The sequence below is a fragment of the Nocardia brasiliensis genome, from assembly GCF_011801125.1.
Lineage (GTDB): Bacteria > Actinomycetota > Actinomycetes > Mycobacteriales > Mycobacteriaceae > Nocardia > Nocardia brasiliensis_C.
This window is the reverse complement of sequence record NZ_CP046171.1, coordinates 2,797,239-2,810,510: the sequence shown is the minus strand read 5'-3', so window position 1 is coordinate 2,810,510 and position 13,272 is coordinate 2,797,239. Positions and strand designations below refer to the sequence as shown.

Below are 13,272 nucleotides of genomic sequence, written 5' to 3'. Positions count from 1 at the left end.
TCTCCGCGCGCGGGGCATCGTCGTGCGCAGGGCCGGTCGCACCGCCTCAGCGCACCGAATCGCCGAACGAACGGAGTAGTCCCGCATAGGGTTTGGGCGGCGGCGCGGCGAACTCGCCCCGGCCCGACTTGCGCAGGCCCATGGTGAGCAGCGACTGCACGGTCAGCGTGGCCGCCGCGACACCGTCTACCACCGGCACCCCGAGTTCGCCCTGGATGTCCGCGCACAGGCGCGCCATCCCGGCACAGCCGAGCACGATGGCGTCGCACCCGTCGACCTCGACCGCCGTGCGGCAGGCCTCGACAACGATCTTGCGCGCGTCCGGATCCGCGTCCAGGGCGAGCACGGGTAGCTCACAGGCGTGGATGCCGAGGCAGAATCGTTGTCGCCCATAGCGTTCCACCAGGTCCGCGGCCCGGCCGACGGTGCGGTTCAGCGTGGTCACCACGCTGAACCCGCGGCCGAGATGACTCGCCGTCGCCATCGCGGCCTCGGCGAGCCCGATCACCGGCCCGCGGGCCAGCTCCCGGGCGGCGTCCAGGCCGGGATCACCGAAGCAGGCCAGCACGTAACCGTCGACGCCGTCGTCCTCGCCGCGTCGAATGGCGGCGAGAATGCCTGGGACGCTGAGGGCTTCGTCGTAGTGACTCTCGATCGACGCGGGCCCCATCGCGGCGGTCACCGCGTCGAGCACGGTGCCCGGCGCGATCACCGCTCGCGCGCACCGCTCGATACCGTCGGTCATCGCCCGCGTCGTGTTCGGGTTGATCACCCGGATGCGCATCAGGCGGGCACCTCCCGCGCCGCCGGGCTCGGCCGGGCGGCCAGCGCGTAGTAGACGGCGAAGCCGAGCGCGCAACCGATGAACCAGCTGTACTGCGCGGCCGTGTACATCCCTGGCACCCCCTTGGCCAGCACCGGGAAGACCGCCACCAGCGCGCCGACCACGGTCGCGAGCACCGCGACGGGGTTGTATCCCCCGCGATACCAATACCTTCCGGACTCCGACATGCTGAACAGATCGGCCACCACCACGTGTTGCCTGCGCACCAGGTAGTAGTCGGCGATCAGCACGCCGAACAGCGGGCCGATGAACGCGCCGAGCACCTCGAGCGTGTAGTGGATCACCTCGGGGTTGTTGTACAGATTCCACGGCGTGATCAACACCGAGCCGACCGCGGCGATCATGCCGCCCGCCCGCCAGCTGATCCGCTGCGGGCGCACGTGGGAGAAGTCGAACGCGGGCGAGATGAAGTTCGCCACGATATTGATGCCGATGGTGGCGATGGTGAAGGTCAAGGCGCCGAGCAGGATCGCGAACGTGCTGTCGATCCGCGCGACCGTCGCCACCGGGTCGGTGATCAGCTCGCCGTATACCGGCACCGTCAACGACGCGGTGATCACCACCAGCAGCGAGAACACCAGGAAGTTGAGCGGAAGGCCGAGCAGGTTACCCCGGCGCACGGCGGCGAAAGTCTTTCCGTAGCGGGAGAAGTCGCCGAAGTTCAGCATCGGACCGGAGAAGTAGGACACCACAAGCGCGATCGCGCCGAGCATCACCGGTACCGAGTCCCAGCCGGTGTAGGTCACCGCACCGAGGTTCAAATCGATGGCGCCCCAACCGGCTTCGGCGATGAGGTACCCGCAGAGCAGGAACATCACCACGTAGACCGCCGGTCCGCAGAAGTCGATGAACTTGCGGATGGCCTCCATCCCGCGCCAGAACACGCACGCCTGCACGACCCACAGCGTCAGATAGCTGCCCCAGCCAAGCAACGAGAGGCCGAGGAAGCCGTAGTCGTCGGTCACGGCATAGGGCGCAAGGCTCGGAAACAGCTTCACCAGCACGACATCCAGGGCCGCCGAGGCGAGGAACGTCTGAATTCCGTACCAGGCCACCGCGATCAGACCTCGGATGATCGCCGGGATGTTCGCGCCGAGCACGCCGAACGCGCTGCGGCACATGACCGGATAGGGCACGCCGGTCACCTGGCTCGGCTTGGCCACCAGGTTGCAGAACACGTACACGATGCCGATGCCGATCAGCAGGGCCGCGAGCACCTGCCAGCTGGCCAGGCCCAGTGCGAACAGACTGCCCGCGGTGACGTAGCCGCCGACGCTGTGCACGTCCGACATCCAGAACGCGAAGATGTTGTAGGCGCCCCATTTCTGTTCGCGCAGCGGCGCGAGATCGGCGTTGGTCAGGCGCGGGTGATACTCGGCGGGCAGGGCGTGCTCGGGTGTCGCGGGGCGAGCGGGCGGCACGAGCAACGGTGCCGCCGGGACGAGTGCGTCGGTCATGATGCGATTCCCATCCGGGGTGGATCTGCGATCGCTCCGACGGTAGGAAGCGGCTGTTGCCCGGCCGTTGCGGTGTTATTTCCCGGCTATTGCGCGGCAGATATATCTTCCGGCGCGAGCAGACCGGTGTCGGTCGGCAACGTCGCCAGCACGCTCTCCAGCCTGCGGTGATGCCGCTCGGCGAGGCCGAGCAGGCGGTCCACGTCGCGGGCCAGGAACGCGTCGAGCAGCAGGGCATGATCGGTGTGCAGCCGGATCCGGTCCGCGCGGCCGATGTGCACCATCGATTGCACCGGCTCGGTGACATTCCACGCCGATTCCAGCATGTGCAACAGCCGGAACATGCGCGAGGGCCGGGTCAGCGCGATGTGGAAGTCGCGGGAGCGGCGATGATAGGCGGCCGAGTCGTCGTCCCGGATCGCCTGTTCCAGCATGGTGTTCACCGCGAGCAGCTCGGCACGGTCGTCCGCGTCGGCATTGCGCGCGGCCGCGGCCAGCGCGGCGTTCTCCAGGGTCTCGCGCACGATGTACATCTCGCGCAATTCGGCGGCGGTCAGCTGGGCCACGACATAGCCGCTGTGCGGCTGATGGGTGACCAGCCCCTCCCCGATCAAGGTCTTGAGCGCCTCCCGGACCGGGATGTGACTCACGCCGAACAGTTCAGCCACCTCGCGCAGCGGGATGGCGGTGCGCGGCGGCACCGCACCGTCGAGAATTACCCGGCGCAGCTCGCCGAGGATCACCTGCGGGCGGCCCGGGCTATCGGCGACCAGCCGCGCGAGCAGCGCCGAACGTCGTCTCGGGGGCATGCGAACACGCTAGAGCAGCTATGTTGCGATCTCGGTCGGCATTGTGACGCCCAGGAAACGGATGCGTGCGACGGGCACCGGACCCGGCGGCCGGGGTGTGCGGGCGCGCGGATCGGGCATGCGATCCTGGAATCGGTCCGTACAACAGAGAGTTTCCGATGACGGTTTCGGCAGCACAGTTCGTAGATCGCCGGTTCGCGACCCTGGTCGCCGAGTTCGACCGGCTCTTCCGCAGGCCCACCGACGGCGGCGGCGCGCTGGCGGTGTATCTGCACGGCGAACCCGTGGTCGACGTCTGGGCCGGGTTCGCGCGGCCCGGCGTGCCATGGGCCGAGGACACGGTGGCCATGGCCTTCTCCACCGGCAAGGGCGTGGCGAGCACGCTGCTGCATCGCCTCGCCGAGCGCGGCCTGCTGGACTACGACGAGCGGGTCAGCACGTACTGGCCCGAATTCGGTGCGGCGGGCAAAGACCGGATCACCGTGCGTGAATTGCTCACCCACCGAGCGGGTCTGCACCGGCTGCGGGACCTGCTGCCCGGACCGGTCGACCGCTTCTTCGACGACGCGGCGGTGACCGAGGCCCTGGCCGCGGCGACGCCGGATCCGCGGCGGCTGAGCACCAGCGGCTATCACGGAATCACGTTCGGGCACTTGGTCGCCGAGCTGGTGCGCCGGGTGAGCGGGGCGAAGTTCACCGACCTGCTGCGCACCGAAATCGCCGAACCGCTCGGCGCCGAAGAACTCTGGTTCCGGGTGCCACCGAACGAGCGCGAACGCATCGCGACCAACTTTCCCCGACTCACGGTCGCGGGCCTGAGCTGGGAGAACAGCCGCAGGCTCGCCAGCAGGACCAGGTTCGCGGCCGCCATGGACACCACCCCGAACGGGTTCGCGGAGCTGATCGCCGATCCACGCCTGCATGATTCGGTGATGCCGGGTGTGAACGGCGTCTTCGCCGCCCGCGCACTCGCGCGGCTCTATGGCGCGCTCGCCAACGGCGGTACCCTCGACGGATTTCAGCTGCTGCGCCCCGAGACCATCGATACGGTCGCCGAACGTCAGATCTTCACGCCCGATTACGTTCTCGCCCTGCGTATCCCGTGGGCGCTCGGGTTCCACGGGGTGCCGATGAAGCCGTCCAAGGCCGAACCGATCTCGGCCTTCGGCCATTTCGGCCTCGGTGGGTCCGGCGGCTTCGCCGACCCGGCCACCGGTCTCGGGCTCGCCTTCGTCACCAACCGGCTCGGCAGCAGGGTCACCCCGCTCGGCGACGCCAGGTTGGCCCGCCTCGGCGCGCTGGCGCACAACCTCGCCAAAGGCTGAGCCCGCGGTGTTGCCCGCCCGGTGGGCGCGTTCGTTCCGCACCCGAATTCGTTCGACGTATCGGAAAAATGACCGAAGATTCGTGGGAGGAATCGGGTCCGGGGTGGCAGCATGTGCGGCATGGAGTTGGTCGGGATGGAACGGGTCGAGGCTGCCGCGGCATTGCTGGCGCCGGTGATGCGCCGGACGCCGGTGGTGACCTCACGGGTGCTCTCCGAGCGGGTCGGCACCGAGGTGCTGCTCAAGTGCGAGAACCTGCAGCGGACCGGATCGTTCAAACCGCGCGGGGCCTACAACCGGATCGCCAATCTGCCCGCCGAAGACCGGGCGCGCGGCGTGGTGGCGGCGAGCGCGGGCAATCACGCGCAGGGTGTGGCCTGGGCGGCCTCCTCGCTCGGCCTCACCGCGACGGTGTTCATGCCGGTCGGCGCTTCGCTGCCGAAGTTGGCCGCCACCAAGGCCTATGGGGCCGAGGTGCGCCAGGTCGGCGAGACCATCGAGGACTCACTCGACGCGGCACAGGAATTCGCCGAACGCACCGGCGCCACACTGATCCATCCGTTCGATCATCCGGACATCGTGGCCGGGCAGGCGACCGTGGCGCTCGAGATCCTCGACCAGATCCCCGAGGTGGGCACGGTGCTCGTGCCCACTGGCGGCGGCGGACTGATCGCCGGGGTCGCGGTGGCCCTGCACAAGCTCGCGCCGCACGTCCGAGTGATCGGCGTGCAGGCGGCGGAGGCGGCGGCCTGGCCGGGGTCGCTGGCCGCTGGCAAGCCGGTCCGGGTCGGGCGGATGTCGACGATGGCCGACGGCATCGCGGTCGGACAGCCGGGGCAGGTGCCGTTCGCCCACGTCGCCGCGCATGTCTCGACGATGCTGACCGTCGACGAGGACTCGCTGTCCAAGGCGCTGCTGCTCTGTCTGGAACGCGCGAAGCTGATCGTGGAGCCCGCGGGCGCGGCGGCGGTCGCGGCGCTGATGAGTTGCGCCGCGAGCGATCTGGACCTGGACCTGAGCCGCCCGGTGTGCGCCATCCTGTCCGGCGGCAATATCGATCCGCTGCTGCTCACCCGGTTGATCGGCCACGGGTTGAGCGCGGCGGGCCGCTATCTCGCGGTGCGCGTGACGATCGCGGACCGGCCGGGCGGCCTCAGCGCGCTGCTCGCGGTGGTCGGCAAGACCGGCGCCAGCGTGGTGGACGTCGCGCACTCGCGCACCGGCACCTGGTTGGCGCTCAACGAGGTCGAGGTCTCGCTCACCCTGGAGACCCGCGGCCACGCACACCGCGACGACGTCCTCACCGCACTCACCAACGCGGGCTACTCCGTTCGGGTCGAGGACTGACCCCGGCACGGCGGTGTCGCCGCCATCTCACGAGATGGCGGCGACACCGGCGGTGGACGGCCTCAGGATCGAGAGGCACTGCCACCTAAGGGGTTCGACTCATTCCGCACGGCGAGGCAGCACATCACTGGTCGAGTAGGTCTGCATCGCGTCGGCGATCGCACCGGTGTTGTCGGTCAACGCCTTGTCACTGACGTTGGCCGTGGTGTCGCAGGACCGGTGGTAGCACGGATCGTAGGGCCGACCGGCCTGACCACCGAACTGCCGCTGTTCCTGCTGGGTCTTGATGCCCTCGGCACCGGTGAACAGGCCACCGACCGCGATGCCCACCCGCATGAACGGGCCGTAGTCCGACCGTCCGTCGAGCGCGGCGCGGCCGTACGCGAGCCCCTTCGACGTGAAGTAGCGAATGAAGTTCTGTTCGATCTGCGCCGATCCGGCGGGCCCCTGCCTGCCGTCGTAGATCTTGTAGGCGTAGTTCGTCGACCCGATCATGTCGAAGTTCAGGTAGAGCGCGATCTTGTTGCGGTTGGCCTGAGAAAGGTTGTTCACGTAGAACTTCGAGCCGACCAGGCCGAGTTCCTCGGCGCCCCACCAGGCGAAGCGGACCTTGTTCTTCGGCGTGGACGAGGCCATCTGCAACGCGATCTCGAGCAGCGCCGCGCTGCCGGAACCGTTGTCGTTGATGCCTGCACCCGCACGCACGGAATCGAGGTGCGCACCGGCCATCACGACCTTGTCCGGGTTGCCCTGCGGGGAATCCGCGATCACGTTGTGCGTGGTGGCGGGCAGCGCCTCGGTGTCGGTCTTGAGCCGGACCACCGAGTTCGGCTGGCCGGCAAGTTCTTTGCCGACAGCGTAGCTGGCGGCGACGACCGGCACGGTGATGCCCTTCTCGTCGAGCGCCTCGGTGAAGGCCTCGGTCCGGCCCGGCTGGCCCTCGTTGAAGATGATCACGCCGGACGCGCCCGCGGCCTGGGCATTACGCGCCTTGTCCGCCGCGGTGCAGGTGCCGCGCTGCAGGAGCGCGATGTTGCCGCGGGTGAACTTCGCGAAATCGGTTGCCTCGCAACCGGAGCTCGAGGCGTTCGCCTCGCCGCGCGGCGAGAGCGTCAGATCGACGCCCTGCACCGGCGCCTTCGCCTCGCCCGAGCCCGAGTAGGTCAGGGTGGCGAAGTCACCGAGCTGACTGCGGTCGGCCGGGGTCGCCTTGTACGCGGTGGCGCCCGAGGAAACCCGCTCCAGCACGGCTGTCGTCCGCTCCCGGAAGGTCTGGAAGGTGAACGGCTGCAAGGTCACCTGGTAGCCGGCCTTGCGCAGTTCACCGGCCACATAGTCGCGCGAGGCGTTGTACCCGGCGGTGCCCGCCGCGCGGGTGCGGCCGTTGGCGTTGGCGATGGCCTGGAATCGGTCCAGGTGCTGCTTGACGGCGGGGGCCTTGATCGAGTCGGCCAGCCGCGCTTCGGGCGGTGCGCCGGGTTCGGCGTAGGCCGAACCCATCAGTGCGAGTGAGAATACGACGGGCAGAGCAGTGGCCGCGGCGATAACGCGACCGGCCCTGTCCCGGGGGAAGATGCGGGGCATATCGGCTCCTCCAGAAGGGATGGGTGAATCCCGGATGGTCGGAGATTAAGCCGATGCGTCACTGTGCTGAAACCCCAGTTGTCAGTGGGGAAAGCGGCTGCGTACCAGAACTTCCCGCCCGTGCCGACCGGACGCGAACGCGCCCGGTCGGCCCCTCATCGGGCAGTGCTCAGCACTTGCGCTTGTAGAAGTACTTCGAGTTGGCCGCCATGTCGGCCTGAGTGATGGCGATCATGTCGGTCTGGATCGTGCGGGTAACCGGCTTGCCCTCGATCGCGGCGACCGCCTGGTCGACGCCCTTGGCCCCGATGCCCGCCGGGTCCTGGGCGATAAGGGCTTGCACGGTACCGGCTTTGAGGTCCTCGACCTGCTTCGGGCTGGCGTCGAAGCCGACCAGCTTCACCTGACCGAGCTTGTTCGCGTTGCGCAGGCCGGTGGCCGCGCCCTCGGCCGAGCTCAGGTTGGTGGCGAAGATGCCTGCGAGATCGGGATGGGCGGCTAGCGTCGCGGTCACGATCGAAGCCGCCTGTGCCGCTTCGTTGTTGTTGTACTGCACGCCGAGTGAGGTGATGCCGGGGAAGCTCTTGACCGCCTCCTCGAAGCCCTGCGCGCGGGCGTCGGTGGTGGACGTGCCCGCCTTGGTGTTGATCACCAGCACCGGTCCCTTGTCCCCCACCAGCTTGGCGAGGGTCTGCGCCGCGAGCGCGCCGCCCTTCTTGTTGTCCGACGAAATCGACGACAGCGCAACGGAAGTGTCGTCGAGCGCGGTGTCAACCTCGACGATCTTGATGCCCGCGTCCTTGGCCTGCTTGATCGGATTGGCCATGGCGGTGGCATGGGTCGGCGCGATCAGGATGCCGCCGGGCTTGTTCGCCACCACGCCGGTGAGCACCGGCGTCTGCGAGCCGGCGTCGAACTTGGTCGGCGCCTGCGTGTCCAGCCGATAGCCGAGCTTCGCGGCCTGCTCCTGCGCGCCGCACTGCATCGAAATGTAGAACGGCTCGTCGGCGACGCCGGGGATCAGCACCAGCTTCTTGCTGTCGCCGCTGCCCGAATTGCTCACCTGCCCACTGCAACCCGCCAGCAGCGCGCCGACCGACACCATCGCGCCGATCACCACCGCGGTCCGCTTCGCCACCCTCATTCGGCTACCTCCGCCATTTCCGTTGTTGCCATACCTATTTCCGATCCCGGGCCCGGCGCCGCAACTGGTCGAACCAGACCGCCGCGACGAGCACCACGCTCACCGCGATGGGCTGCCAGAACACCGGCACCTGCGCGATGACGAACCCCTTCTTCAGCACCGAGGGAATGAACACGCCGATCACCGTGCCGACGATGGACCCGACCCCGCCGAACAGGCTGGTGCCGCCGATCACCACGCCCGCGATGGCGTCGAGGTTGTCGGTGGTGTGGCCGCCGATCGTGGTGGTGCCGAAGTAGGCCAGGTTCATGAACCCGGCCAGCCCGGCCAGCACCCCGGTGAGCAGGTAGACGGTGATCAGGTGCCGGGTGACCGCGATGCCGGAGCGGCGCGCGGCCTCCTCGTTGGAGCCGATGGCGTAGGTGTAGCGGCCGAAACGGGTGGTGTGCAGGACCCAGGCGGCGAGCACGGTGACCAGCGTGGCGACCAGCACCAGGTTCGGCACGCCGCCCAGTGTGGTGCCGAAACCCAATGTGTTGCGCAGCTTTTCGGGCACCGTACGGGTATCGACCCCGCCGGTGATCAGCTGGGCGGCACCGAGGGCGGCGCCGAACGAGCCGAGCGTGACGATCAGCGGCGGAATCTTGGCCTTGGCCACCAGGAGGCCGTTGACCAGCCCCCAGGCGCCGCCGCCGACCACCGAGAGCAGGAACCCGATGCCGATGATGCCCCAGCCCGCGTTGGTGGCGTCCTGGTCGGGGCTGAGCGCCTCCATTGCCTTGGCGCCGATCACCCCGGCGAAGATCAGTACCATGCCCACCGACAGATCGATGCCGGAGGTGATGATCACGAACGTCATGCCCACCGAAAGCACCAGCAGCACCGAGGTTTCGATGAGCAGCGTCTGAAAGGTGAAGCGGGTGGGGAACGCATCGGGGCGCAGCACACTGAACACGATGCACAGCGCGACGAGCACCACACCGATCCATACCGTGCTCGCGCCCATGATCCGTTGCAGGACAGTGCGTTGCGGCAGATCTACCGCGCCGTTGCCGGTCGCCTCGGTGGCGACCTCCGGGGAACCGCCGGAGCGCGTCATGCCGCTTCCTCCTGTGACAGCGCGCCGGTCATGGCGCCCACCAACTGCTCGAGCGTGGCATCGGCCGCGGTGAACCGCGCGACCCGCCGGCCGAGCCGGAGCACCTCGATACGGTCGGCGACCGCAAGCACCTCCGGCATGTTGTGACTGATCAGCACCACCGCGATGCCCTGATCGCGGACCCGGCGGATCACGTCGAGCACCCGCTCGCGCTGCACCACGCCGAGCGCGGCGGTCGGCTCGTCCATGAACACGACCTTGCTCGCCCACATCACCGCCCTGGCCACCGCGACGCTCTGGCGCTGGCCGCCCGACAGCGAGCCGATCGGCACGTCGGTGCTCTGCAGCGTCACGCCGAGGCGGCGGAAGTGTTCTACGGCCTGGGCGCGCATCGCGGTCCGATCGAGCATGCCCAACTTGCCGGGCAGACCTTTGCGCACCAGTTCACGGCCGAGGAACAGATTCGCCGCCGGATCCAGATCCGGCGCCACCGCGAGATCCTGATACACGGTTTCCACGCCGAGTTTGCGCGCCGCGGTCGGGGTATTCAGCACCACCGGCGCGCCGTCCAGCAGAATCCGTCCGGAATCGGGCTGTTCGGCGCCGGAAAGACATTTCACGAGAGTCGATTTGCCCGCGCCGTTGTCCCCGATCAACGCGACGACTTCGCCCGCGCTCACCTCGAAGTTCGCGCCGCGCAACGCCTCGACACCGCCGTAGCGCTTCACCAGCCCCTCGGCCCGCAACGCGGCCGTCGACGCCGCGCCGGTATCGGCGGTCTTCGCCGCATCGTCCGAGGTCATCGGCCACATCCGCGCACGCGCAGCTGAGCAAACGTCCAATCCATCGCCCGATGCTACGACCGCCCCCGATCTCATGGGACGATTTCGGCAAAATGCGTCCGGCGCAACGTAATCCCGCATTTTCACGTGCGAAAACAATGCACTGAATGTCCCATGCGAACCCGCTATGGAGTAGTGCGACACGAATTGCCTCAGACAGGCTTCCCGAAAATCCGACGTTTCACCGGAACCGCTCGTCGGGTGTCACGTCAAAGGAAACGCAGCACATTCCTGTCGTCGAGCGAAGGAGTTCATCGCATGAGTCATACCGACCGCCACCGACCCGGGAGTCGACATGAGTCCGCGCACCGCGACACCCCCGGTCCCGGCCGAACTGTGCGCTCGACCCCACCTGCCCCACTATCCTCGGGATATGAGCCACATGGACGCCGACGTAACGCTCGCGGAGTTCGAGGTGCTGGAACGCGCCTCCTCTGAGGAAGTCAGTGTCGAGTTGATCAATGGAAGGATCTACGTGGTTCCGGCTCCGGATGGCGAGCACGACGTGTTCGCGATGCATATCGGCGATCAGATCCGGCAGCATCGGCCCGAACTCCGGCTCTTCCAGGAACGAGGGCTGGCGATACCTGCCTACCGCGCCGGACGCGCGCGTCCGGACGGCGTCGTCGCACCGCTGACCTACTTCCGGGACCAACCACCGTGGTCCGACGCCTCCGGTGTGTCGATGCTCGTGGAGATCACCTCGGGCCGCGAGCGTGACGCGGATATCGATCGCGTCGAGAAGCGCGCCGCATACGCGCAAGCGGCAATCCCGGTATTTCTTCTGGTCGACCGGCACCGCGCCGAGACCATCGTCTACTGGGACCCGGACGCCGGTGACTACCGGCATGCGGAAGCCGCCAAATTCGGTGCCACGCTGAGGATTCCCCCGCCTTTCGAGTTCGATCTGCTCACCGAGGAGTTCCTCTGATTCACTGCCTCGGTGGGGCCGATAGTCGTCATCCATCGGCCCCACCGTCGGCTCAGTGCTGGCCGCCCAGTTCCAGGGCGAGAACACCGAGGATGACCAGGGCGATGCCGCCGACCTGGATGAGCGTGAGGCGTTCGTTCAGGAACAGGACGCCGATGACGGCGATGGCGGCCACACCGACGGCCGACCAGATGCCGTAGGCGACGCCGATCTGCATGCCGCGCTTCAGCGACTGGGACAGGAACCAGAAGGCGGCGCCGTAGCCGATGACCACGATGATCGAGGGAACGAGTTTGGTGAAGCCCTCGGACAGCTTCAGGGAAACGGTGGCGGTCACCTCGGACGCGATGGCCAAGGCCAGCAGAAGCATGGTCATGGCCGCAGCGTAACGTGGGCCGCCCGCACCCCCCGGTCGCGGTATCGACCGGTGGGGCGTTCCCCGAAGCCGCGCACCGCGGCGGCGATCAACCGAGCCAGCCGCGGATTTCCGCGGTGGCCGTGCGGATCTCGCCGAGCTGGCGGGTGACCTGGGGGCCCGCGGTGCCGCCGCGGGCGTTGCGGGAGGCGATCGAGCCCCCGACCGTGAGTACCTCGCGGACCTGCGGGGTGAGCGCCGGATCGATGGCGGCGAACTCCGCGTCGGTGAGCTCGTCGAGGCCGACGCCGCGCGCCTCGGCCGCGCGCACGCACGCACCGGCCGCCTCGTGCGCGACCCGGAACGGAACACCCTGCCGGACCAGCCATTCGGCGATATCGGTCGCCAAAGTGAAGCCGGCGGGCGCGAGTTCGGCCATCCGGTCGGTGTGGAAGGTGAGCGTGGCTACCAGTCCGGCAATGGCGGGCAGCAGCAGTTCGAGCTGTGCTACCGAGTCGAACAGCGGCTCCTTGTCCTCCTGCAGATCCCGGTTGTAGGCCAGCGGTTGGGCTTTCAGCGTGGCCAGCAGGCCGGTGAGGTTGCCGATGAGCCGCCCCGCCTTGCCCCTGGTGAGCTCGGAAACGTCCGGATTCTTCTTCTGCGGCATGATCGAGGAGCCGGTGGACCAGGCGTCGGCCAGCGTGATGTAGCCGAATTCCGGTGTGCTCCACAGGATCACCTCTTCGGCCATGCGGCTGAGGTCGACCCCGATCATGGCGAGCACGAACGCGGCCTCCGCGGCGAAGTCCCGTGCCGACGTGGCGTCGATCGAATTGGCCGCCGCCGCATCGAAATCCAGTTCCGCGGCGATCGCCTCGGGGTCGAGCCCGAGCGAGGATCCGGCCAGCGCGCCGGAACCGTACGGCGAGACCGCCGCCCGCTTGTCGAAGTCGCGCAGCCGATCGATGTCGCGCAGCAGCGGATGGGCGTGCGCGAGCAGGTGATGGGCCAGCAGCACCGGCTGCGCGGCCTGCAGGTGGGTCTTGCCCGGCATCACCGCGTCCGGGTGCGCGCCCGCCTGCGTCACCAGCGCATCGACGACGTCGAGCAGCCCGGCCGCGACCCGGCGAACCGCGTCGCGCAGCCACATCCGGAACAGCGTGGCCACCTGATCGTTACGGGAACGCCCGGCCCGCAACCGCCCGCCCAGCTCGGCGCCGACCCGTTCGATCAGCCCGCGCTCCAGCGCGCCATGCACGTCCTCATCGGAGTCAGCGGGACCGAACGCGCCCGAATCCACGTCCGCCGCAAGCTGATCCAGCCCGGCGAGCATCCCGGCGAGGTCACTCTCGGAGAGCAGCCCGGCCTTGTGCAGCACGCGGGCGTGCGCCTTGGACGCGCGGATATCGTACGGCGCCAGGACCCAGTCGAACTGCGTCGACTTGCTCAGCGCGGCCATCGCCTCGGCCGGTCCGGACGCGAAGCGCCCGCCCCAGAGCGCACCGGTGTTCGTGCTGCCGCTCTGCGTCATGGTG

The 13,272-nt window shown here is 68.5% G+C and carries 12 protein-coding genes; 3 read left to right on the top strand and 9 right to left on the bottom strand.

All coding sequences use genetic code 11. The annotated features are described in order from the left end of the window. Positions 1–46 precede the first annotated feature (46 nt). From F5X71_RS12800 to F5X71_RS12790, 3 genes are all read right to left on the bottom strand, one after another. Positions 47–784, bottom strand: coding sequence for an aspartate/glutamate racemase family protein (locus tag F5X71_RS12800; RefSeq protein ID WP_167462136.1), 738 nt, complete (start codon positions 782–784; stop codon positions 47–49). Further along, a complete protein-coding gene (locus F5X71_RS12795; protein WP_167462135.1) occupies positions 784–2,301 on the bottom strand; it encodes an NCS1 family nucleobase:cation symporter-1 in 1,518 nt (505 codons plus the stop codon). The genes F5X71_RS12800 and F5X71_RS12795 overlap by 1 nt, the downstream gene beginning before the upstream one ends. 86 nt (positions 2,302–2,387) lie before the next feature. After that, positions 2,388–3,110 carry a GntR family transcriptional regulator gene (locus tag F5X71_RS12790; RefSeq protein ID WP_167462134.1) on the bottom strand — a complete coding sequence of 241 codons (723 nt, stop codon included), beginning with the start codon at positions 3,108–3,110 and terminating at the stop codon, positions 2,388–2,390. 158 nt (positions 3,111–3,268) lie between these two features. Here F5X71_RS12790 and F5X71_RS12785 point away from each other — a divergent pair, with 158 nt between their 5' ends. Both F5X71_RS12785 and ilvA read left to right on the top strand, forming a co-directional pair. After that, positions 3,269–4,435, top strand: a complete 1,167-nt coding sequence (locus tag F5X71_RS12785; protein WP_167462133.1) for a serine hydrolase domain-containing protein — start codon at positions 3,269–3,271, stop codon at positions 4,433–4,435. A 111-nt stretch (positions 4,436–4,546) separates the two neighbouring features. Then, complete coding sequence (gene ilvA, locus F5X71_RS12780; RefSeq protein WP_167462132.1) at positions 4,547–5,782, top strand: threonine ammonia-lyase; 1,236 nt, start codon at positions 4,547–4,549, stop codon at positions 5,780–5,782. Between the two features lie 99 nt (positions 5,783–5,881). Here the strand turns inward: ilvA and F5X71_RS12775 are convergent, their stop codons facing one another. The 4 genes from F5X71_RS12775 to F5X71_RS12760 form a co-directional block, all read right to left on the bottom strand. Next, complete coding sequence (locus F5X71_RS12775) at positions 5,882–7,366, bottom strand: M28 family metallopeptidase (protein ID WP_167462131.1); 1,485 nt, start codon at positions 7,364–7,366, stop codon at positions 5,882–5,884. A gap of 169 nt (positions 7,367–7,535) precedes the next feature. Next, entirely contained in the window at positions 7,536–8,510 is a 975-nt protein-coding gene (locus F5X71_RS12770; protein WP_167462130.1) for an ABC transporter substrate-binding protein, read from the bottom strand. A gap of 34 nt (positions 8,511–8,544) precedes the next feature. Next, positions 8,545–9,609, bottom strand: coding sequence for an ABC transporter permease (locus tag F5X71_RS12765; RefSeq protein WP_174817052.1), 1,065 nt, complete (start codon positions 9,607–9,609; stop codon positions 8,545–8,547). Continuing rightward, entirely contained in the window at positions 9,606–10,412 is an 807-nt protein-coding gene (locus F5X71_RS12760; RefSeq protein WP_238815861.1) for an ATP-binding cassette domain-containing protein, read from the bottom strand. The genes F5X71_RS12765 and F5X71_RS12760 overlap by 4 nt, the downstream gene beginning before the upstream one ends. A 412-nt stretch (positions 10,413–10,824) precedes the next feature. Between F5X71_RS12760 and F5X71_RS12755 the strand changes: the two genes are divergently transcribed. Continuing rightward, on the top strand, positions 10,825–11,382 hold the full coding sequence (locus F5X71_RS12755) for a Uma2 family endonuclease (protein ID WP_167462129.1): 558 nt from the start codon (positions 10,825–10,827) through the stop codon (positions 11,380–11,382). Positions 11,383–11,434: 52 nt separating this feature from the next. Here the strand turns inward: F5X71_RS12755 and F5X71_RS12750 are convergent, their stop codons facing one another. Then, a complete protein-coding gene (locus F5X71_RS12750; protein WP_167462128.1) occupies positions 11,435–11,758 on the bottom strand; it encodes a DMT family transporter in 324 nt (107 codons plus the stop codon). 88 nt (positions 11,759–11,846) lie between these two features. After that, positions 11,847–13,268: an argininosuccinate lyase gene (argH, locus tag F5X71_RS12745; protein ID WP_167462127.1), complete on the bottom strand. Its 1,422-nt coding sequence runs from the start codon at positions 13,266–13,268 to the stop codon at positions 11,847–11,849. Between the last annotated feature and the right edge of the window lie 4 nt (positions 13,269–13,272).